Origin of the sequence: Vibrio sp. SCSIO 43136 (genome assembly GCF_023716565.1) — a bacterium.
Classification (GTDB): Bacteria; Pseudomonadota; Gammaproteobacteria; order Enterobacterales; family Vibrionaceae; genus Vibrio.
This window is the reverse complement of sequence record NZ_CP071848.1, coordinates 708,928-731,516: the sequence shown is the minus strand read 5'-3', so window position 1 is coordinate 731,516 and position 22,589 is coordinate 708,928. Positions and strand designations below refer to the sequence as shown.

21 protein-coding genes are annotated in these 22,589 nt (G+C 46.1%); 5 read left to right on the top strand and 16 right to left on the bottom strand.

The annotated features are described in order from the left end of the window. Positions 1–59: 59 nt before the first annotated feature. The 8 genes from rseP to rpsB form a co-directional block, all read right to left on the bottom strand. Positions 60–1,418 carry a sigma E protease regulator RseP gene (gene rseP, locus J4N39_RS03565; RefSeq protein WP_252022006.1) on the bottom strand — a complete coding sequence of 453 codons (1,359 nt, stop codon included), beginning with the start codon at positions 1,416–1,418 and terminating at the stop codon, positions 60–62. After that, positions 1,415–2,623: a 1-deoxy-D-xylulose-5-phosphate reductoisomerase gene (gene ispC, locus J4N39_RS03560; RefSeq protein WP_252022004.1), complete on the bottom strand. Its 1,209-nt coding sequence runs from the start codon at positions 2,621–2,623 to the stop codon at positions 1,415–1,417. Before ispC ends, rseP begins: the two co-directional genes overlap by 4 nt. A 66-nt stretch (positions 2,624–2,689) precedes the next feature. Further along, positions 2,690–3,532 carry a phosphatidate cytidylyltransferase gene (locus J4N39_RS03555; protein ID WP_252022002.1) on the bottom strand — a complete coding sequence of 281 codons (843 nt, stop codon included), beginning with the start codon at positions 3,530–3,532 and terminating at the stop codon, positions 2,690–2,692. A gap of 22 nt (positions 3,533–3,554) precedes the next feature. After that, positions 3,555–4,304 carry a polyprenyl diphosphate synthase gene (gene uppS / locus J4N39_RS03550; RefSeq protein ID WP_252022000.1) on the bottom strand — a complete coding sequence of 250 codons (750 nt, stop codon included), beginning with the start codon at positions 4,302–4,304 and terminating at the stop codon, positions 3,555–3,557. 100 nt (positions 4,305–4,404) lie between these two features. Then, entirely contained in the window at positions 4,405–4,962 is a 558-nt protein-coding gene (frr, locus tag J4N39_RS03545; protein ID WP_252021997.1) for a ribosome recycling factor, read from the bottom strand. 60 nt (positions 4,963–5,022) lie between these two features. Then, a complete protein-coding gene (gene pyrH / locus J4N39_RS03540; RefSeq protein ID WP_252021995.1) occupies positions 5,023–5,748 on the bottom strand; it encodes a UMP kinase in 726 nt (241 codons plus the stop codon). A 156-nt stretch (positions 5,749–5,904) separates the two neighbouring features. After that, positions 5,905–6,747: a translation elongation factor Ts gene (gene tsf / locus J4N39_RS03535; protein WP_252021993.1), complete on the bottom strand. Its 843-nt coding sequence runs from the start codon at positions 6,745–6,747 to the stop codon at positions 5,905–5,907. Between the two features lie 130 nt (positions 6,748–6,877). After that, the gene (rpsB, locus tag J4N39_RS03530; RefSeq protein WP_252021991.1) at positions 6,878–7,609 is read right to left on the bottom strand and encodes a 30S ribosomal protein S2; all 732 of its coding nucleotides are present in this window, start codon (positions 7,607–7,609) and stop codon (positions 6,878–6,880) included. Positions 7,610–8,102: 493 nt separating this feature from the next. Here rpsB and map point away from each other — a divergent pair, with 493 nt between their 5' ends. Beyond that, positions 8,103–8,978 (top strand): type I methionyl aminopeptidase, encoded by an 876-nt coding sequence (map, locus tag J4N39_RS03525; RefSeq protein WP_252021989.1) that lies wholly within the window; start codon positions 8,103–8,105, stop codon positions 8,976–8,978. Between the two features lie 80 nt (positions 8,979–9,058). On the opposite strand, the gene J4N39_RS03520 is transcribed toward map, so the two are convergent. Then, positions 9,059–9,601: a nuclear transport factor 2 family protein gene (locus tag J4N39_RS03520; protein WP_252021987.1), complete on the bottom strand. Its 543-nt coding sequence runs from the start codon at positions 9,599–9,601 to the stop codon at positions 9,059–9,061. A 172-nt stretch (positions 9,602–9,773) separates the two neighbouring features. Here J4N39_RS03520 and J4N39_RS03515 point away from each other — a divergent pair, with 172 nt between their 5' ends. Continuing rightward, positions 9,774–10,154, top strand: coding sequence for a winged helix-turn-helix transcriptional regulator (locus tag J4N39_RS03515; RefSeq protein WP_252021985.1), 381 nt, complete (start codon positions 9,774–9,776; stop codon positions 10,152–10,154). 173 nt (positions 10,155–10,327) lie between these two features. Here J4N39_RS03515 and J4N39_RS03510 read toward each other — a convergent pair whose 3' ends face one another. The 5 genes from J4N39_RS03510 to J4N39_RS03490 form a co-directional block, all read right to left on the bottom strand. After that, on the bottom strand, positions 10,328–11,248 hold the full coding sequence (locus J4N39_RS03510) for a hypothetical protein (RefSeq protein ID WP_252021983.1): 921 nt from the start codon (positions 11,246–11,248) through the stop codon (positions 10,328–10,330). Positions 11,249–11,403: 155 nt separating this feature from the next. Then, positions 11,404–12,297 (bottom strand): protease modulator HflK, encoded by an 894-nt coding sequence (gene hflK, locus J4N39_RS03505; protein WP_252021981.1) that lies wholly within the window; start codon positions 12,295–12,297, stop codon positions 11,404–11,406. Beyond that, positions 12,297–13,214, bottom strand: coding sequence for a protease modulator HflC (gene hflC / locus J4N39_RS03500; protein WP_252021979.1), 918 nt, complete (start codon positions 13,212–13,214; stop codon positions 12,297–12,299). The genes hflK and hflC overlap by 1 nt, the downstream gene beginning before the upstream one ends. A 2-nt stretch (positions 13,215–13,216) precedes the next feature. Next, on the bottom strand, positions 13,217–15,106 hold the full coding sequence (locus J4N39_RS03495; protein WP_252021977.1) for a cation efflux transmembrane domain-containing protein: 1,890 nt from the start codon (positions 15,104–15,106) through the stop codon (positions 13,217–13,219). Positions 15,107–15,419: 313 nt separating this feature from the next. Further along, positions 15,420–17,150 carry an amidohydrolase gene (locus J4N39_RS03490; RefSeq protein WP_252021975.1) on the bottom strand — a complete coding sequence of 577 codons (1,731 nt, stop codon included), beginning with the start codon at positions 17,148–17,150 and terminating at the stop codon, positions 15,420–15,422. A 174-nt stretch (positions 17,151–17,324) separates the two neighbouring features. On the opposite strand from J4N39_RS03490, the gene J4N39_RS03485 reads away from it, so the two are divergent. The 3 genes from J4N39_RS03485 to J4N39_RS03475 all read left to right on the top strand — a co-directional run bounded on the left by J4N39_RS03485 (position 17,325) and on the right by J4N39_RS03475 (position 21,437). Continuing rightward, the gene (locus tag J4N39_RS03485; protein ID WP_252021973.1) at positions 17,325–18,215 is read left to right on the top strand and encodes a LysR family transcriptional regulator; all 891 of its coding nucleotides are present in this window, start codon (positions 17,325–17,327) and stop codon (positions 18,213–18,215) included. A gap of 84 nt (positions 18,216–18,299) precedes the next feature. Beyond that, on the top strand, positions 18,300–20,924 hold the full coding sequence (gene glnD, locus J4N39_RS03480) for a bifunctional uridylyltransferase/uridylyl-removing protein GlnD (RefSeq protein ID WP_252021971.1): 2,625 nt from the start codon (positions 18,300–18,302) through the stop codon (positions 20,922–20,924). 129 nt (positions 20,925–21,053) lie between these two features. Beyond that, complete coding sequence (locus J4N39_RS03475; protein ID WP_252021969.1) at positions 21,054–21,437, top strand: DUF3461 family protein; 384 nt, start codon at positions 21,054–21,056, stop codon at positions 21,435–21,437. Between the two features lie 64 nt (positions 21,438–21,501). Here J4N39_RS03475 and truC read toward each other — a convergent pair whose 3' ends face one another. Then, positions 21,502–22,224, bottom strand: a complete 723-nt coding sequence (gene truC, locus J4N39_RS03470) for a tRNA pseudouridine(65) synthase TruC (protein ID WP_252021967.1) — start codon at positions 22,222–22,224, stop codon at positions 21,502–21,504. Beyond that, positions 22,218–22,541, bottom strand: a complete 324-nt coding sequence (locus J4N39_RS03465; protein ID WP_252021965.1) for a YqcC family protein — start codon at positions 22,539–22,541, stop codon at positions 22,218–22,220. Before J4N39_RS03465 ends, truC begins: the two co-directional genes overlap by 7 nt. Positions 22,542–22,589: the final 48 nt, after the last annotated feature.

The window sequence follows — 22,589 nt, the reverse complement described above, 5'->3', positions numbered from 1 at the left end:
TGTTCTGATTATTCCTTGCTACTTCTTCTATGCCAATTTGTTCTATCAATCAGTTGATATCACAGGCGAGTAAAATCGTTAAATAGTGCTACTACCATCATCGCCATGATGAGTGCGCCACCAATACGGTAGCCAATGTCTTGCACCGCTTCAGGCACAGGACGACGAGTGATCCCTTCGATGGCAAAAAACAGTAAATGTCCGCCATCCAATACAGGAAGAGGCAATAAATTGATAATGCCCAAATTCACACTAATTAGTGCCAAAAAGCTTAGGAAATACACCAACCCGTAATCGGCTGTGGTTCCTGCCCCTTTGGCAATAGAAATCGGTCCGCTTAAGTTTTCAATGCCAACATCACCTACCACCAGTTTTTTAATCATGGTGAAGGTCAATGATACTATTTGACCGGTCTTCTCAATTGCTTTACCAACCGATTCAAATACACCATATTGAAGCTCAAAGCGATAATTTTGCGGCCATTCTGAGACCTCGGGAGCGATTCCTGCAAAACCGATGGTTTTTCCATCAGCTAAGGTTTTGCTATCCGGATCCAGCGTAAGCTGAACCAATACACCCGCACGTTCAACGGTAACGTTAATACTTTCACCCGCTGACGCTTGAATCTCATCAACCACTTGCTGCCAGTTGTCGATTAGCTGACCGTTCAGCATTTGTAACCTGTCACCAGCCATTAGGCCCGCTCGCTCACCTGCACTGCCTTCACCGATATGGCTCAGAGTTGTGGTCACCTCTGGACGATATGGCGTAAAGCCAAGGGTACGCATTGGTGATTCAGTTTCAGGGTTAAAGCGCCATGAAGAGATGTCTAGACGAAATGTCTGTTCAACACCCGTCTCTTTTGCATCAACGACCTTGAATGTCATTTCTTCATCGCCAATATGGGCGATAAGCTGCATGTTGACGGAATCCCAATCTGCGGTTTTGATTCCAGAAACTTCTTTAAGTTCCATTCCCGGAGTAATTCCCGCTTCGGCAACGATAGAGTTTGGCGTTACGTCACCAATCACAGGTTTTACCGCAGGCACGCCAATCATAAACACGGCCCAGTAGGCAAAGAAGGCGAAAATGAAATTAAACATCGGGCCTGCGGCAACGATGGCACTGCGTTGCCAAAGTGGCTTGTGGTTAAACGCTTGACTCTCTTCACCTGGCGCTAGCTCGTCTACTCGACCGTCGAGCATCTTAACGTAGCCGCCAAGAGGGATCATAGATAAGCTATATTCAGTACCATCTTTACCGATTTTGTTCCAAATAGAGCGACCAAAACCGATAGAGAACTTATGAACTTTTACCCCACATCGGCGGGCAACCCAAAAGTGCCCAAACTCGTGTACTGCTACCAACACACTCAAGGCAACAACGAACGAGGCAAAGTTCCAAATTATTCCACTCATAGCAAACGCTCACTTACGGTTTCTATTGCATAGTTGCGTGCCATTCTATCGACCTCAAGCAGGCTTTCCAAGTTATCCAACACTAGGTTTTGTTGCTGCCCGCATAGCTTGGACAAAACATGCTCGTTTACTGCGGCAATTTCGGTAAATCGAATCTTATTATCTAAAAACGCAGCGACAGCAATCTCGTTGGCAGCGTTGAGTGTTGTGGTTGCGTGCTGTCCCTCATAGCAGGCATCAATCGCAAGTTTCAGGCATGGGTAGCGATTGTAATCAGGCTCTAGGAAGGTCAACTCGCCTACCTTAGTGAAATCTAGTGGCGCAACACCTGCATCAATGCGCTCTGGGTAAGACATGGTCAGGGCAATAGGTGTCGCCATATCAGGTTCGCCCATTTGTGCCAACACAGAGCCATCACGATACTGCACCATCGAATGGATCACTGATTGAGGATGGATAATCACTTTCAGCTGTTCACGACGGGTGTTAAATAGCCAGCGTGCTTCAATATACTCCAGCCCTTTGTTCATCATGGTGGCTGAATCTACAGAAATTTTCGGTCCCATCGACCAGTTTGGGTGGGCAATCGCTTGTGCTGGAGTCACCGCTGAAAGCTCACAGACGTCAGTGTAACGAAATGGACCGCCAGATCCCGTCAATAGAATCGAAGAAACCCCTGATGTTTCAAGGTCGCAATGACCAAGGTTAGTTTGAACCTCTTGGGGCAGACACTGAAAAATCGCATTGTGTTCGCTATCGACAGGCAGTAATTCAGCGCCGCTACGCTTTACTTCATCAACAAACAGTTGACCAGACATCACCAGTGCTTCTTTATTTGCCAGTAGTATGCGCTTACCAGCTTTGACCGCTTCCATGGTTGAGACAAGGCCTGCAGCACCAACAATGGCTGCCATTACCATATCTACTTCTGGCGCAGAGGCGATAAAGCATAGACCCGTTTCCCCAGCAAGCACCTTGGTTTTAGGAGATACTGATGGCAAAGCATTTTGTAGACGCATCGCTGCGTCTTGATCAGCCATGACCGCATAACTTGGTTGCCACTGCTGGCATAACGTCAGCATTTTGTCGACATTGGTGCTGGCTGCGAGGGCAAAAACTTCATACTGGTGACAGTTTTGTGCCATCACTTTTAAAGTACTCGCACCAATAGAACCTGTGGCGCCCAGAATGGAAATTTTTTTCATCTCAATCAACCGTTGAAGCAGGTGACAAAAAGACAAGCAAGCTTGTCTTTTTGTCTTTTGATAAGTTTAGAAAGTGAAGTAAAGCAGTGCAAAGACGGGAAAGGCTGCAGTTAGGCTGTCGACTCGGTCGAGCACCCCGCCATGGCCGGGAATAATATTGCTACTGTCTTTGATGCCAGCAACACGTTTGAACATACTCTCAACCAAGTCGCCCAGCACCGAGATAATTACGGTAGCTAAGGTGATGACACCAAATTGCCACCAAGAACTAAATTGAAGTTCAAACCAGTTTGCCGCCGCAATACCAACGACAAAGGCAGCGATGATACCGCCCACCAAACCTTCAATGGTCTTGTTTGGGCTTACGTGTGGTGCCATCTTGGTTTTACCAAAGCTTTTGCCCGCAAAGTAAGCACCGCTATCGGCAGACCACACCAAGAAACAAACGAACAGAACCAGTTTAGCGCCATAAAAACTGTCTACATCCACATCAACACTACGCAGTAGTACGATGCTGGTAAAAAATGGGATCAGCGTTAACCAGCCAAAGATATGCAGTAGCGGCTTTGACTCTTTCCAGCTTTGTGCTGACTTGGGAAAAGTCACCGCAAGACCACTGGCAATCAGCCACCAAGCACCAGCAACGGCTAATAATGGGTAGTGTGCGCCTTCAACGGCGAGCAGACCTTCAAGGTCAAAAGGAAGTAGGGCAAACACAGCCCCTAGTGCTGCAATGGATGGGATTAGAGCAACCGGGCGAGAGCTCGGCTTAACAAATTGTGTCCATTCCCAAAAACCGATCATTGTAATTGCAGCGACAGCCGCAATAAACATTGGGGTAGGAAGATAGAAAATGCCCAGTACCACCAATGGCGCCAAAATGAGCGCAGTAATAATTCTTTGTTTCAAGCCAACGAATCCTTATTGTATTTTATTTCATCAAATCTTTGATTTGTTCGCCGGTACATCCAAAACGACGTTCGCGATTAATAAACCAAGCTACCGCATCGGCTAAGCTTTGTTCATCAAACTCAGGCCAGTGCTGCTCAGTAAAGTACATTTCGGCATAGGCCATTTGCCACAGTACGAAGTTACTGATTCGACATTCACCACTGGTTCTGATCATTAGATCTACTTCTGGCAGGTCTGACATACTAAGATGTTCAGCGACCAGCTCTTCGCCGATCTCATCAGGCAGGATCTCTCCTTTTTGCGCTTGAGAGGCGATTTTTTGGATAGCTTGGGTGATGTCCCACTTGCCACCATAGTTTGCAGCAACATTAACTACCATGCCGCTGTTAGAAGCCGTAAGTTGCTCTGCTTCACGAATTTTGTCTTGTAAGCGCTGGTTAAAGCGACTGGTATCACCAATGATACGAAGTCGAAGACCATTTTTGTGCATGCGCTTTACTTCTTTTGAAAGAACCATCATAAACAGTTCCATCAATAAGCTAACTTCTTCTTCGGGACGACGCCAGTTTTCACTACTGAATGCAAATAGTGTGACGGCTTTAATGCCTAAACGAGATGCTGCTGAGATAGTTTTACGAACTGAAGCAACACCAGCTTTGTGGCCAAAGACACGTGGTTTACCCTGAGACTTAGCCCAGCGGCCATTGCCATCCATAATTACGGCGATATGTTTTGGTAAGGCGTCTGAGGAGACTTGAGTATCCAGCATAGTGAATCTTGAGTATTAAACAGGGTGCCGATAATAGCACATAAAAGAAAACGCTGTGCAATCAGATTGCACAGCGTTTCTAAGAAAAGCGACGAATCGATTATACTTCCATCAATTCTTTTTCTTTCGCTGCAAGAACTTCGTCCACGCTCTTAACTGCTGCATCAGTTAGCTTTTGGATTTCGTCTTGTGCTTTACGATCTTCGTCTTCTGAGATTTCTTTGTCTTTCAGAAGTGCTTTAAGGTCACCGTTAGCATCACGACGGATGTTACGAATAGCAACACGACCACCTTCTGCTTCACCACGAACAATCTTCACTAGGTCTTTACGACGCTCTTCCGTTAGCGGTGGAAGTGGAACACGGATAACCGTACCCGCAGACATTGGGTTTAGGCCAAGGTCAGATTGCATGATCGCTTTTTCAACTTTTGGCGTTAGCTCTTTGTCGAATACAGTGATTGCTAGTGTGCGCGCATCTTCAGCAACAACGTTACCAACTTGGTTTAGAGGCGTTGGTGCACCGTAGTACTCAACCATGATACCCGCTAGTAGGCTTGGGTGTGCACGACCTGTACGGATTTTTGTCAGGTTGTTTTTAAGAGCTTCAACGCTTTTTTCCATGCGTTCTTGTGCGTCTTGTTTGATTTCGTTAATCACAATATCACCTTAATTATTATCTATTCTGACGTTAGTTAGAAAGTTGGCTATAACGACTGATTACTCAGTGATTAGAGTACCTTCTGGCTCACCCATAACAACACGACGAAGCGCACCAGGCTTGTTCATGTTAAATACGCGGATAGGCATACCGTGGTCACGGGCTAGAGTGAACGCAGCTAGGTCCATAACTTTCAGTTCTTTATCCAGAACGTCTGTGTAAGTTAGCTTATCATACAGCTCAGCGTCTGGGTTTGCTACTGGGTCAGCACTAAATACGCCGTCTACTTTTGTCGCTTTTAGAACTAGATCAGCTTCGATCTCAATACCGCGCAGACATGCCGCTGAATCAGTAGTAAAGAATGGATTACCTGTACCTGCTGAGAAGATCACTACACGACCTTGGCGAAGCTCACGGATAGCATCTGCCCAGTTGTAGTCATCACAAACACCTTGCAGTGGGATTGCTGACATAACACGAGCATTCACGTATGCACGGTGCAGCGCATCACGCATTGCAAGACCATTCATTACGGTTGCAAGCATACCCATGTGATCACCAACAACGCGGTTCATACCCGCTTTAGCAAGACCTGCACCACGGAATAGGTTACCACCACCGATAACGACACCTACTTGAACACCAAGCTCTACTAGCTCTTTAACTTCTTGAGCCATACGCTCAAGAATCGTTGGGTCAATACCGAAGCCTTCTTCGCCTTGAAGAGCTTCACCACTGAGTTTTAATAGAATACGTTGATATGCTGGCTTAGGGTTCGTAGTCATGGACTTTACCTTTACAAGATAGTTTTTGATTAACAGTCATCAATTCACACCAAAATTCGTGCTGAAAGCGCATGTATGAATTGATCAATATTATTCACTAGTCATAAAAAGACCGCAGCAGATGCCACGGTCCTTTCTAAACAATTACACTCAGGATTAACCTTTCTGTGCAGCTGCTACTTCTTCAGCGAAGCTCATTTCTTCAGCTTTCTCGATACCTTCACCAACTTCTAGACGTACGAAGTTAGATACTGCAGCGCCTTTTTCTTTAAGGATTTCGCCAACAGTTTTCTTAGGTTCCATAACGAACGCTTGACCAGTTAGAGAGATTTCGCCAGTGAATTTCTTCATGCGGCCGATAACCATCTTCTCTGCGATTTCAGCTGGCTTGCCTTCGTTCATCGCGATTTCAACTTGAACAGCTTTCTCTTTTTCAACTACGTCTGCTGGTACGTCTTCTGGGTTAACGAACTCAGGACGAGATGCAGCAACGTGCATACAAACGTGCTTAAGAGTTTCTGCGTCGCCTTCACCAGCAACAACAACACCGATTTTCTCACCGTGACGGTAAGAAGCGATTGCAGTACCTTCAACGTATTGTACGCGACGGATGTTGATGTTTTCACCGATTTTAGCAACAAGAGCAACACGCTCTTCTTCGAACTTAGCAGCAAGTTCTTCAGCAGTTGCTTTAGAAGCTAGAGCGTCTTCAGCTACTTTTTCAGCGAAAGCAGTGAAGTTGCCGTCTTTAGCAACGAAGTCAGTCTGACAGTTAACTTCAAGAAGAACTGCAACACCTTCACCTTCTTTGATGATGATTGCGCCTTCAGCAGCTACGTTACCTGCTTTCTTAGCAGCTTTAGCAGCACCAGACTTACGCATGTTTTCGATAGCTACTTCGATGTCACCATTAGTTTCAACAAGTGCTTTCTTACATTCCATCATACCTGCGCCAGTACGTTCGCGCAGTTCTTTAACTAGAGCAGCAGTTACAGCCATTCTCTATTCCTCGGTTTGTTCTGAATTAGGTAAAAATCAGGGGCACAATGACGGCCCCTGATGGTAACTATAACTTAGATCATATTTCACTTATGTGCATATAATCTGAAGTTTGACTCAGAGTCGCTTATTAAGCTTCCTCAACAAAGCCGTCTTTTTCAGCAGCTGCAGCAGCTACGTCTTGGTTACGACCTTCTTTTACTGCGTCAGCAGCAGCGTTTAGGTAAAGCTGTACAGCACGGATTGCGTCATCGTTACCTGGGATAACGAAGTCAACGCCGTCTGGGTCAGAGTTAGTATCAACTACAGCGTAAACTGGGATACCTAGGTTGTTAGCTTCACGTACAGCGATGTGCTCGTGATCAGCGTCGATTACGAATAGAGCGTCTGGTAGGCCGCCCATATCTTTGATACCGCCAAGAGACTTCTCAAGTTTCTCCATTTCGCGAGTGCGCATTAGAGCTTCTTTCTTAGTCAGCTTGTCGAAAGTACCGTCTTGAGCTTGTGCTTCAAGATCTTTCAGACGCTTGATTGACTGACGTACAGTTTTGTAGTTAGTCAGCATACCGCCCAACCAGCGGTTGTTTACGTAGAACTGGTTGCTTGCAACAGCAGCTTCTTTAACAGCTTCAGATGCAGCGCGCTTAGTACCAACAAAAAGAACTTTACCTTTCTTCTCGCCAACTTTAGCTAGTTCAGCTAGAGCGTCGTTGAACATTGGTACAGTTTTTTCTAGGTTGATGATATGTACTTTGTTACGAGCACCAAAGATGAATGGCTTCATTTTTGGGTTCCAGTAACGAGTCTGGTGACCGAAGTGTACACCAGCTTTTAGCATATCGCGCATTGATACAGTTGCCATGATAGATTCCTCTATGGGGTTAGGCCTCCACATACCCCATGCGTCCGACTCTGCCTCTTCACTGAAGTAAGCGAGCACCCCGGATCATGTGTCGGTATGTGTGTGGATTTAAAATTAAGTAAGTGTAATGCAAACACCGCATCGCCAATTGGAGAGAACGGAACTTGATTACGGCGCGCTTTATACCATGAAATGGGTGGGTTTGGCTAGGGAAATTTACAGTGAACGGCTGACGGCTAACGGCTAACGGCTAACGGCTAACGGCTAACGGCTAACGGCTAACGGCTAACGGCTAACGGCTAACGGCTAAGCATCATGGCCTCGGAATAGCGATTGTCAAGATACGAGCATTCTTCCGTTAAGCAAAGCGGCCGTTAGTTCAACGTCCGTAAGCGCAAGCGAGCCGTTTACCGCCTATCCTCCCCTTCCCTTTGCGCTATTGCACCCTCACTGATAAAATACCCCGCTAACTATCAAGAGACTGAGAAAGTAAATGTCTATCAAAATCAAAAACGCTGCAGAAATTGAAAAGATGCGTGTTGCAGGCAAATTGGCTGCTGACGTGCTAGATATGATCGGCGCACACGTGAAAGCGGGTGTGACAACGGAAGAGCTAGACCGTATCTGTCACGAATACATCACCGAACACGGCGCTTACCCAGCACCTCTTGATTACCACGGTTTCCCGAAATCTATCTGTACTTCTATCAACCATATAGTTTGTCACGGTATACCAGATACAGAAGATAAGATGGGTACAGCAGGCCAGATCAAGCCAGCGGTACTTAAAGATGGCGACATGGTGAACATCGATATCACGGTAATCATTCCTGATGACAAGGATGCCGACCTAAGTGTTCGTCCAAAAGGCTATCACGGTGATACCTCTAAAATGTTCTACGTGGGTGAAGTTAGCCCAGCAGATAAACGCCTTGCTACCGTCACTCAAGAAGCACTATACGTAGGCATGCGTAAAGTGAAGCCTGGTGCAACCGTGGGTGACATCGGTACTGCCATCGATAAATTCATCAAGGACAACAACAAGAAAAATCCTCGCATGAAGTACTCAATCGTGAAGGACTTCTGTGGCCACGGTATCGGATATGAGTTCCATGAAGAACCACAAGTTGTTCATTACAAAAACATGGACAAGCGTAAGTTGGCTGAAGGCATGATCTTCACTATCGAACCGATGATCAATGCAGGTAAGTTTGGCTGTGCCATCGACACAGAAGATGACTGGACTGTTTACACTGGTGACGGTAAAAACTCGGCTCAGTGGGAGCACACCATTCTAGTAACGAAAGATGGTTGTGAAGTGCTGACTCATCGCTCTGAAGAAAGCATTCCGCGCTTAATGAAGAACTAATTTATTAAAGCGCTAAAAAACACCGAATAAAAAACGCCTGATAGCCTAGCTATCAGGCGTTTTTTGTGGATTCTGTGGCGTTAGAACACCCCATTTGCGTTTTGAATGTCACCACCACTGATCAAAGAGTACACACGCATCGAAAAATCCAGTGCTTGAATTGAGTCCCAGTGCTCAACGATGCGGCCATCTTCTACACGCCACTTATCAATAATGTTCATCCCTTTTTGGTCATTGCCTCGATCTTCTTTCTCGAGTGTTGCGTGCGAATGGAAAATCACGTAATCGCCATCCACATAGATATGCTTAACATCGTAAGTGTAATCTGGATACTCTTCGACAAACTCACGTAAGAATCCCACCAAACCTGTCACTTGATCTGGCAAGTTACGGTTGTGCTGTACATATGCACTATCGTTGTAATGTTCCAGTACATAATCGAAATTATGGTTATTCATGAGGTTTTGCACAAAATCGGTGATTATCACTGCGTTTTGACGCTCTTGCTCACTCCAGTTTGGTTTCTGTAAATTCTCCAAATCAATCACAAGCTTGTCTGATGCGGTCGCATAAGTGATTGTGCTCACGAGCAAAAAAATCATTGTGGTCATTTGTTTTAACATGGGTATCTCCTAGTTCACTTTATCTATTTAGGTATACATTGATAACCATGGTAATTAATAGTAACCTACATAACAAGAAGGCACTTTTGTCTGCGCTAGGCACATTTTGGTAACCTATGCATGGTAAAAAGATGAAGAAAGTCGTGCTAATAACATTGAGAAGGTGTGCTAAATGACTGCACAAGCGAATATGGAAAGAAGAGTATTTCACAATAACGAAGGCTGCGCCGTTCGCAACGTGGTCTCACAAATTGGTGACAAGTGGTCATTGCTGATCTTGTTTGCACTGGTTGATGGTGCCGACCGATTTAACTCACTTAAATCTCGTATCGAAGGAATTTCACAGCGGATGCTGACCCAAACCTTAAGAGATTTGGAGCGAGAAGGTTACGTTAATCGAACCGTTTACGCAGAAGTGCCGGTAAAAGTGGAGTATTGCCTAACAGAGATGGGACAAGATCTGGTTAAGCCCCTGTTTCAGTTAGTCCAATGGGCTGATAATCACAGACAAGATATTGAGCACGCTCGCCAAGCCTATGATGCGAGAAGCTAGTAGCTATCCCTGACTCGAACCCAAAAGCGCTAGACTGAATTTCTGTCTAGCGCTTTGAGATAGCATTAAGTTAATTGGTCTGTGCTTACTGTAAGAATAGGTCGTCTATTTTTTAATACAAAAGTTCGAAATAGCTTTGTTACTCAACACTTTAGTGTTTGAGGATCGGTAAACTATAATTGTGATACTCTGATATCAAGGACACAGTATTGACTATTGAGCTCTTCATACTCTCCTGAAGTATGCCTTACATAGTCTATATACCGCCCCAAATAATTGCTGATACTTTGGTGGGGGCAATCATCCTGCTCTGGAATGGCAATAGATATTGAATCTCCCATTGAGTTGTAAAAAGTAAACTTGTTCTTCTCCGCTACATACTTAACGACAATACCAAATAATGCCCATTCGTAACCGCGGCTACCCAAACCCATGGTATTGAAGTTGTCGGTCATGCCCCGAGATAAAAATCCTTTATAGACATCCTGAATAGCTACTCTCTCACCAGTGCTTGGAACTGCAATTGAAGCCGTAGGTTCAACCCCTGAACCATTACAATGTTCGCACATAAGATTCTTATCGATTTTGTTTGAGCCACCAGCAATTAAAGATACGACCCCGCTTCCACCACAACAATAACAAATGAAACGACGTTCAAAAGTACTAGATAGCTCTACACCAAATGCGCCTCTACTCATCAGGCGAAATCTTGCGTTATCTATTAGCTGCTTTAGATCTTCGTAACATCGAACTGCATTCTTGACTCGATTCTCATTACGTCTAACTTTATCACTAAGTTGGTGTATCTGTTCCTCATAATAAGACTTTAGCTCAGCTTCGCTATTCAATATAACTCTAGCGTTCTCTTTTTGGCTTTGCAGCTCTTCGCTTAGCTTTAATACTCTTTTCTCGTATACTTCGAACTGCTTATTGCATTTCGTCAGATCTTTACTCAAGCTGTCAGTCGAGTTAAGTAAAATATTGTACTTTTCGTTTATATCTTTAGCCTTTCTAGAAGCACCTTTTAGCTTAATCAAAGAAAAAATAGTAACTATCGAAAGAATGCTTATGACCAAAAATTCTATATCTTGCATAAAGAGAACCTAAATTTGTTGTAACATTTGCTTGAGTAAAGATACGACATGGTACCATATATTATTTATAAATCATGACTACCTACATGTTCAATCGACAATCAATGCACAGCAATTAAAACTAGTGAGATGCCCTATAGTATTTGTATTAACGACTAATCCTGATTCACAAATCGCACCTGAGCTTTCTCCAAAACCTCTTTAAGTGTCTCTAGATACAAGCGCTTCTTAGTCAGTTCCGGCTCACTCTCGAGACTCGCAATTAGAGTATTAAGGCGCTCTACCTCCCCCTCAGTATTGGTTACACGAGCCTTGGCCTCAGCCTCAACCCGTTTAGTACTTTTAACCACCTCACTGCGTGCCTGCGCCAACTTGATTTCACGCTCACCCAAGGCATCTTGGATTAGCTTTTCTTTCACTGCCGGAGCCATTTGAACGTCATCGTAGGCCTTTTTGATCACCTTGGGAGTTTCAAGGCGATTCAGCATCACATTGGTTACCAAGATCCCTGAATCAAATAAGTCCAGCTCTTGCTGCAAGGCTTGCTTCATCCAACGCTGAAAGTTCGTTCTTCCTGTGGTGAGTAAGCTGTCTAACTCTCGCTGGCTAACATAAGTCACCGCTTGCGCCTTAGCGATATTGCGTAAGATAGACTCCGCATCCATAGATTGCGTCAAGAATTTGCCAGGGCTCGGGATACTGTATTGCACCTGTAACGCCAGCTCTATCAAGTCCCCTTTCCCTGTGGTTAGCTCACGGCCAACAATGGAGCTATCCATTTCTTTAGAGAAGTCGATATTTACCGAGCGCAGCTCGACTGCTGAAAGTGTCTCCACACTCTCAAACGGCCAAGGTAGGCGATAGTGCATGCCCGGTAGCACATTATGATCGGTTACCTTGCCAAAACGACTCACGACTGCACGCTGATCGGAATCAACCGAGTAAAACCCGCTGACGGCATACAAAGCGATTACAGCGATTAACATCAGCCAGCGCAAACGGACAAATATCTGCAAGCTAACTCGCTGAACATCATTCCACCAGCTCATTACTCGCCCTCACCACGGTTTGATTCAAACTCTGGCTCGACCAGCATCTTAAACAGACTAGAGTCTGATGGCAGGATCAACTGAGTGTTGTTGCCAAATACGGCCTTATACGCTTCCATGGTTCGCACAAATTCAAAGAACTCTCGATTCGACTCAAACGCTTGGCTATATAGCTGCGCCGCCTTAGCTTCACTTTTGCCCTTGATGATCTGGCTATCGCGGTACGCTTGTGATTTAAGCTCAACGATTTCTTGCTCAGTTTGAGCACGGATCTTCTCGGCTTGCTCTCGTCCCTCAGCACGGTACTTCTTCGACAGGCGCTCCCACTCTGAACTCATGCGGTCATAGATAGATTTAAGGTTGCGTGGCGAGTAACCAAACTTGACCGCACGGACGGCAAGCACTTCAATCCCTAGCTCTTTCTGGCTGACTTGATTGACATTTTCTGATACTTGCTTAAACAGTTGGTCGAGATGGTTCTCTTCACTGTCGACGTTTAGGATTTGCCCGAGTTGGTAAGAAGCCAGCATAGAACCAATCTCTGAGTTAGTAATGGTGTTGAGACGCTGCTCAGCGATCTCGGTTGTACGCACACTGGTTAGGTAGGTGATAGGCTCAACAATACGCCACACCACATAGTTATCGACCACCACATTACGACGGTCGCGAGTGCTGTATTCCGCAGGCTCTAAGCTCAGCATCTGTACACGCTTTTCAAGACGAGTGACTGCCTGTACTGGATTTGGCAGTTTAACCACTGCGCCCGCCTCAGAAACCGTTTTTACCGGCTTACCAAACTGGGTGATCACCGCAAACTCAGACTCTTTGACTGACACAAAGCAGGTCACTGCAACATAAATAGAGAGCAGTGCAGCGACTACCCACCAAATTTTGAACTTCTGTGCTTGATTCTTCATGGTTATCGACCTGAACTAAATACTCGTAGTTTATTTAACAAATCACGCTGCTCAGCATCTAAGCTGCGCTCCCCTTCACTCAGCCCCTCGTAAGGGCTATAACCGGAAGCGGTGGTTGTTTCTGTGCGGTTTTGGCTTGTGGTCACAGGTATGCTCTGCTCAAAGCCTGAAAGTAACGCCTCACTTTCTGTGCTCGAAGAACCTGATTCCACGGTGGTAAGCGCAGGCATTGCTAGATTGTTGCCCCAGATGCGGAAATCTAAGCTGCTGAACGCCGGGTCTACCACAGTAAATGGCTTACCGCTTAAGGCGTTCTCGGCAATCTCAACCTGTTGATTGAAGCGGTACGCCTCAGGTGATCTTTTGTAGATCTTTCCTACCTGTTGAAAGCGGCCTGTTTCGCCCTCTACCGAGTAAATGCGCTTGCTCGCTTGAGCCTTGGCATCAGCCTTGACTTGGAAGTGCTCCGCTCGCGCCTTAGGGATTTCCGTCAAGCTCCAAGCATTGGCTTGATTAACCAGAGTGTGGCTCTCTTGAAACGCATCGAGCGCATCACGGTATTGAGCAACAAGGTAGGCAGGCGGCTCAATTTGCTGAACATTGACTGAGACAATATCTACTGGAAGATCAAACAGTTGAACTTCTTTCGCAATGCTGAGTTCAAGCGCTTCGGCATAGCGGTTAAATCCATACTCTTGCAGTTGGTTAAAACCCTGTTTGGTACTGCTACTGATCAATACTGCGTTAGCTAGATTGCTAAGAAGGTTTTCAATGCTGCTAAAGCGTGTCAGTTCAGCACTTGGCTCACTGATTCGGTACTGCACATCAGCAGTTAAGAACATCAGTTTTTCATCGCCCGTCAGCAAATAGTCGGCATCTTCGCGGCTAAGTTGGCTCTGCTTAACCGAGTGCCATAACTTTGAACCATAAGCTGGACGCAAAAACGAATTCTTGCCGCCAATGCGGAGCGAGTAAAGTCGTCCTGATGGCACCAGCTCCACCTTTTCTATTGGTGCAGGCAACGCTAACACTAAACCCGGCTCGATATCTTGCTCTATGATTTTGCCAAAGCGGCTCTGAACCCCAACAAAGCCTTGAGGTACCGTAGTAATGCCAGAGCTAAGGTAGACCAGAAATAGCACGGTAATTGTAGGCTTCCACACCTTACCGATAACGCCAAACATGCCATCAATAATCGCCTTGAGTGGGATGCGAGGAAGCGCAACGATGAGGCGACGGTAGCACCAATCCCATAATGAAACCTCACTACTGTCATGACCAGTTAGAGAGCGAATGCCGCTTATCAGAAGCTCAGCACCTGCCGCCATGATCATCACAGCAATCAAGAGTGCGACATATTCATCGATATTAATCCCCACCAGCGAACCCACCAGTGAGAGCATCACCGCTGCAGAAGTCATCAAGTCGACTTTTGTATGCTGACTATCGGCTTTGAGTGCTTCTGAGTCCGTTTCTATGCCCACCAGCATCTTGAGCTTAGCGATAAATAGCAGGACCAACATCACCACACCGATGCCTGCCACCCCCCACCAAACATTCTGGATATTGGTGAACTGCATACTCTGAGTCTGTTGGTAGATTTCAAATGGCACCGCAAGGATAAGAAGTGATACCAAAATGACGGCAATGGCTTCGAGTTTGATCGCACGCTGAATCCGCCTCTCGCAGCCAGATTTCTCCTGACGGAAACGGTAGATCATGCTGAGCAGCAGTGCAAAAGAGACCAGCATGTCAGTAAACGAATGCAGAGCGTCGGCGGTCAGTGCTACGCTGGCGGTTAGCCAAGCCAAAAAGATCCGAAACCCTGTCAGGATCAGATCAATCACTAAGGCAGTTGCGGATGTTCTTATTCTTCGGTCTGAAAACATCATATGTACCTGTGAAGGTGGAGTACCTCTTAGGCTTAAATGCTTTGCTTTTTAGCCCCTCCCCTTTCAAGCGGTCGGCGTTCCGGGGGAGGCTGGGAGGGGTTAAAAATTAACGGATGTATTTAAGAAAACCTCAATAAATAGCATCGTAGATATAACCCCCTCCATCTCCCCCATGAAAAGGGGAAAAGCTCATTTTTAAAGCCAGCACTTATGCCTAAAAGACAAAAAACAAAAATGGGCTGCCATCAGACTCGACAATGCCAAGTCCTGTGGCAGCCCATACTTTCCAAGCTAACGAATTAGCAAGCCGAGATTATTCAACTGGCTTTTGGCTGTTTTCCACAATCAGTTTACCCTCGAAGTACACCTGAGTTGCGTACTGTGCGTGAACCTGATTTTGCGGTACTTCAAACAAGTTAGCCGTCATGATCTGGAAGTTTGCTTTCTTACCTACTTCCAAAGAGCCCACTTTGTCTTCCAGCTTCATCGCATACGCCGGGTTGATGGTGTAGGCACGAATAGCTGTTTCCAGAGGGATCTGCATGTCAGAGTTTAGGGTCTCAGCAGTTTCCGGTTGGCCCGCAAAACGACGAGTCGTTAGGGTCTCGATGTGAACCAGTGGATCAATCTCACTTTGGCTCCAGTCAGCTGCGGCAATATAAGTGTTACCGTGCTCAGCTGCTTGCTTGATTGGGAAGAAATTCATGATGTCTTCAACTTCCATCTCTTGCTCAAGCACTTTGTAAAGTGGTAGTGGAGTCCAGAAGCCTGGCGAGAATTCTAGAGAAACATCTAGATTCTTAGCGCGGCCGAAATCTTGCTCTTGAACCATGAAACAGTGTGCGATGTGGTTACGCAGTGCTCGAACCTTTTCAATACCGTTAACCTTTGCAGACTCTTCCATCGCCTTAAGCACTAATGAGGTACCACGATCACCCACTGAGTGAGTAGTTACTGACATTCCCATGCCATTGTATTTGATCATGATATCTTTGAACTCTTCGTACGGTGTGTATAGCTTGCCGTAGTCATCTGAGTTTTTGTAAGGCTTATGCATTGCAGCCGCACGGCCAAAGAAAGAGGAGTCAATAAACGCTTTAACACCATCGATACGGAAGCGCTCAGTCTCATATTTCTCTTTCTCATTCAATGCTGGCGTAATATCAGTACCGAAGAAGAACTCTTTCAAATATGGGTGCATGTTCACGTCTGCAGTTAAGCGACCGTCAGCATCAAGGTCATGGTAAGCCTGCATTTGCTCACGATCACCTTCTACAACTTTCATGCCCGTGATACCAAAGCGGTTGTTGGTTTGCATTGATTCAAACGCCGCTTGGGTTACATCTTGCTGTAGGTGAGGCGGGTGATGAATGAGCACCGATTGAATCGCCGGACCTGCAATCAGGTGGCCATTCAGTTCGCCATTCTCATCTTTACCGTATTTGCCACCTTCTGGTGCTACTGTATCTTTCGTGATGCCCGCCGCTTCAAGCGCTTTAGTGTTCACCACAACAACGTGACCACCATCATCTTCAATCGCAACCGGGCGATCAGGCACGTACTTATCTAGGAAATGGCGATCCATTTCTACACCAGTATTGTGGAAAAAGGTCCAAGAGAACGCTTTGCCGTAAACCCACTCTTTGTTAGCACCTTTACCTTTTACATACTCTTGAAGCAGCTTACCAAATTCATCTGGTGTCACCATATCGAAAGCGCTATGGCTAAAGAACACGTTTTCCATCATGGCTACTCGAACCGGATGGGTGTGCGCATCCACAAAGCCCGGAAGTACAAACTGGCCTTTTAGGTCAACAACTTCAGTATCTGAATCTTTAAAGTTAGTGATTTCTTTGCTGCTACCAACTTTAACGATATCACCGTCTTTTACCGCAAAGGCTTCCGCCCACGCTTGGCTTTCGTTCACTGTGTACACTTGTCCATTGATGTACACCGTATCTGCGTTTTCACCTGCCACTGCTGTGCCTGCTGCCAGCACTAGCGACATCGCTAGTGAAGAAAGCAAGTATGATTTAGTTTTCACAATCTGCTCCAATGCATTTAGATATTATATTAAACCATTGCCATTATTCACGCTTTACCCCATTCACAAACTCGCTGGGCATGACTATAATTGTCACGCTCAGCATGAACATTCTTCATGCTTAACAGCCAATAATAATGAATATCAATCAACACTCTATTTAGGACGGCAATAATGAACCCTAGTATCGAACAAATTTCCGCCTTTATTGCGGTGTATGAGAATGGTAGCTTCGCTCTCGCAGCTAGAAAGGAAAAAAAGCACGCTTCCACCCTGAGTAAGCGCATCAGCAACCTTGAGCTCGATCTCGGTTTTGAATTGTTCGAGCGTCACGCTAGTTTTTTGACGCCAAACCAAAAAGCAGAAGAGCTTTATCAGCACGCAAAAGCCATCGAATTTGAAATTGAGCAGTTCAACTATCGAACCCTCAGCGTGCTGCAAGAACTGCCGACCAAAATCACCATTGCTATCGATAGTTCTATCTTGGGTTTACAGTTCACCACCGCAATTACTCAAGTGAGTCGACAATATCCTGCGTTAGATTTGGTATTTATTGAGGGTGACACCTCTGAGTGCATTGAGAAGGCAAGAAGTGGTGAAGTAGACATCGCCATCGTGCTATCGGTTGAGCTGTACGGCATGGACTTCGCTCAATTGAAGCTAAAATCATTTCCTTTCGCTACTGTCGCAAGCCCTGAGTATGCCGCCATGTTTGATATAACCACAGGGGCAGAAATCACCCAGCAGGTACGTCGCCAGATGCGTCAAATCACATTGCGCTCTATATCGAGTATGGGCCACAGTAAACTGCAAACCGCTAGCCACCATTGTTACCAAGTCAATAGCCTACCTTGTGCGCTAGACCTTATTCGCAACGGTCTCGGCTGGGGGAACTTGCCACGCAAGCATTGCGAACATCTATTCGAAAGTGGCGAGCTGATAGAATTTGGTGTTGAGAAAGAAGGTCAATATCGATGGTCGGCCGATGCCATCTGGCAAGCGTCAAATCCTCTGTCAGAACCACTAAAACTATTGATTGATCAGCTTTCTGAGCTCGCCACCTAATTCAATCACAAGCAAATTTCGCAAAACAGTCATCAGCCTGATACATTAGAGAGCATAACTATTAGGCTGCACGGAACGCAAACTATGCCAATTCAATCACCTTTAACTTTGGATGAGTCACAACTTTCATCCGAATCGCTACGCGAGCTGCTGGCAAAATTTACTGACTATCAAAAAGAAGAGTTTCTTCAGCACCATCCGGTGACCGACCTCGTGCTCGGACGCTCTGAGTACATGGATTTGCTACTGACGCGATTGTGGCAACACTACCAATTTACCCAGCCAACAGGCATCACACTGGTGGCGGTAGGGGGCTATGGTCGTGGGGAGCTTCACCCACTATCTGACATTGATATCCTGATCCTTTCAAAACAGCCTCTTTGCAAAGCAGATGAAGAGAAAGTGAGTGAGTTCATCACCCTGCTTTGGGATTTACGCCTTGAAGTTGGCCACAGTGTGCGCACTATTGATGAGTGCTTTGAGGTGGGTCAGCAAGATCTCACCGTGGCAACCAACCTGCAAGAAGCGCGTTTTATCTGTGGAGACAAAGCCCACTACGACACACTGCTTGAACGAATTCACTCCGAGACTTTCTGGCCAAGCATTGAATTCTTCAAAGCTAAAGTAGACGAACAGAAAACACGCCATGCCCGCTACCACGACACCACTTACAACCTAGAGCCGGATCTCAAGTCCAGCCCTGGTGGTCTGCGCGACATTCATACTTTAAGTTGGATTGCTCGCCGCCATTTCGGTGCAACGTCACTGTTTGAAATGAGCCGCCATGGATTTTTAACCGATGCGGAATATCGTGAACTGCAAGAGTGTCAGGACTTTTTGTGGCGAGTGCGCTTTGCTCTGCACATGGAGCTAAAGCGCTACGATAACCGCATTACTTTTGCTCATCAGCTGCAAGTCGCCAATCATTTAGGCTTTGTTGGCGAAGGCAACAAACCTATCGAAATGATGATGAAAGAATTCTACCGCACGCTGCGTCGAGTTGCGGAACTCAATAAAATGCTGATCAAACTCTTTGATCATGCCATCGTGCCTCACGAAGAAGTGGTGGTAACTCAAATCATTGACGACGATTTTCAGCGCTGTGGACCTTTCATCGAAGCAAGGAAACCTGCTCTTTTTCAAGCGCGTCCAGAAACCATTTTGGATATGTTCCTGCATATCGCCAATGACTCCACCATAGAAAGTGTCGCCCCGGCAACGCTACGTCAGTTACGTACCGCTCGCCGCCGCTTAAACAAGTTTTTGCACACCATCCCAGAAGCCCGTGACAAGTTTATGGAGCTGGTACGTCATCCCAATGCACTGTTGAGAGCGTTCCCTCTGATGCACAAATTGGGAGTAATGGCTGCCTATCTGCCGCAGTGGAGCCAGATCGTAGGCCAGATGCAATTTGACCTATTCCATGTTTACACGGTTGATGAGCATAGCATGCGCCTGCTTAAACACATTCACGGCTTCAGCTACGCAAAAAATCGGGATAAGCACCCTATCTGCTGCGAAGTGTACCCAAGAATTCAGAAAAAAGAGCTACTTATTCTAGCGGCTATTTTCCATGATATCGGTAAAGGACGTGGGGGTGATCACTCGGAGATTGGCGAAGTTGAAGCGTACGATTTCTGTATCGAGCACGGCCTGTCGAAACCTGAAGCTAAGCTGGTTTCTTGGCTGGTGCGCCATCACCTGTTGATGTCAGTCACCGCTCAGCGTCGAGATATTTATGATCCCGATGTGGTGACAGAGTTTGCCAAGAAAGTGCGTGATGAAGAGTATTTAGAATATCTGGTGTGCCTCACGGTCGCAGATATCTGTGCGACCAACCCAGAGCTGTGGAACAGTTGGAAACGTACTCTACTTGCTGAACTTTTCCACTCGACCCAAAGAGCGCTGCGCCGAGGTCTAGAAAACCCTGTCGATGTACGTGATCGCATTCGCCACAATCAACAAATGGCCATGGCGCAACTGCGTAAGCAAGGCTTTGTTGACCGAGATATCGAGCGACTATGGCAGCGTTTCAAAGCCGACTATTTCCTTCGTCATACCCACCAGCAAATCGCTTGGCATTGTGAACACATTCTGAATCAAGAATCACCAGAGCAACCTTTGGTCTTGGTAAGCAAACGTGCCACCCGTGGGGGTACTGAAGTGTTCATTTACTCCAAAGAGTTTCCGAGCCTATTTGCAACTGTGGTGGCTGAACTCGATAGACGCAACTTCAACGTGCATGATGCCCAAATCATGACCAGCAAAGATGGTTTTGTGCTCGATACCTTTATGGTGCTTGATCAAAATGGCGACCCGATTGAAGAGATGCGCCATCGCAACGTGATAAAACACCTGCTCAGCGTGCTCGAAGGCGGCAAATCCACCACTATCAAGGTGCGCCGAACACCGAACAAACTGCGCCACTTTAACGTGCGTACTCGGGTTGACTTTATTCCAACCCGAACCAAAAAACGCACCTTAATGGAGTTCGTTGCGCTTGATACACCTGGACTGCTGGCCAAGGTGGGAGCGACTTTCGCTAAGTTAAAAATCAACTTACATGCTGCAAAGATCACCACTATCGGTGAGCGAGCGGAAGATTTGTTTATTCTGACCTCACCTGATGGAGGACCTTTATCCGCTCAGGAGCAAGAAATCCTTAGAGATCAGTTAGTAGAACGAGTCTCCGAGCTACTGCCAGAATAAAACTCCAAATCGTGGGCAAGAGCGCGATCTTGCCCACAACTCTCTATTTCTTGATCTGAAACTAGTGGGTTTGACTGCTACATTGTTATGGCTAGTCCCAATAAATCAGTCAATGTAGTGAGGACCTATATGTATCCAAACCTAACTGGATTAGGCATCCAAGATCCAACCCAAATCGAACGCTACTCTCTTCGTCAGGAAGCTCACAAAGACGTCTTAAAAATCTATTTTCATAAACAAAAAGGCGAGTTCTTTGCAAAAAGCGTTAAGTTCAAGTATCCAAGACAACACAAAAACGTGTTGGTCGACAGTGGTAGTCATCAGTACAAAGAAGTAACTGAAATTAACCGCAATTTGACCTTGGTAATTGACGAGCTCAACACCATCACCCGCCCAGAAAAATTGGCTGAGGTTGATGTTAAACAGAAGATATTGAATGACCTTCGCCATCTAGAGAAAGTCGTCTCTAGTAAGATTCATGAGATAGAGGCGGATTTGGAGAAGTTGAAGTAGTAAATAAGCCCTCCCCCAGAGCGATGGCCGCTTGAAAAGGGGGAGGTTCGTCCAACACCCGTTGTTACTCAGGAACATCCCACCCAAAACGCTCCAGCAACTGCAGCCAAGTTTCATCTAACTTAGCTTTGATCACTACTGGCTCTTTGGTATAAGGGTGAATAAAGGCTAACTCCGACGCATGAAGCATCAAACGATGAGCGTCAAACTCTTCTCGATATAGGCGGTTGTGCTTACCATCACCATGCGTTGTATCACCAACGATTGGGTGGCGAAGGTGAGCCATGTGGCGACGCAATTGGTGTTTACGTCCTGTTTTAGGCTTCATCTCCATTAGACAATAACGTGTGGTAGGAAACTTACCTGTAGAGTATGGCACTTCCACTTTGGCTAGCGGTTGATACGCCGTCACGGCTTCCTGAGCTTCTTTCTCTTGGCTGGCATGCTTATCGGCAATTTTATCCAGCTCAACTTTCAGCGCATAGTCGAGTACACCACCCTCTTCTATCCAACCACGTACAATGGCGTGATAGGTTTTTTCCATCTCGTGGTTTGCAAACATCGGCATCACTTCAGAAGCGACTTCACTCGATAATGCAAACACCAATACACCTGAGGTTGGGCGGTCTAATCGATGCAAAGGAAAGACGTGCTGGCCAAGTTGATCTCGCAGGGTTTGCATCACAAACTGAGTTTCGTGTTTGTCCAGCCATGAGCGGTGCACCAACATGCCCGCAGGCTTATTCACCGCAACCAAATACTCGTCTTGATAAACAATTTCTAACATGATGATTTTGCCTGTCGATCAATATTGACGATAACATCTAGTACCTTGCGATATTCTGGCTGCTCTTTCCATACCTCTTCAAAGTATGGTGCGATTTCAAAGCCGGTTGGCAAAGGTTGACCCGCTTCAATCAAAGCTCGGAATCTGGCGACAAACACCCACTGCAACCACTGTGCAGGCTCAAGCGTATCGAGGCCAAAAGGCTGGGTACTTGCCAACTGCTCAGGAGATGGTGGCGTGCTTTGCCAAAGATGGCAGGCTTGCATCTGCTCACAAAGTTGGTCAAGCAAGGCATTAATTTGAGTACTTTGGTTCATAATCCGCTCGGATATCCGTTAAGTGGACTTGAAAAATCGCCATAGAAT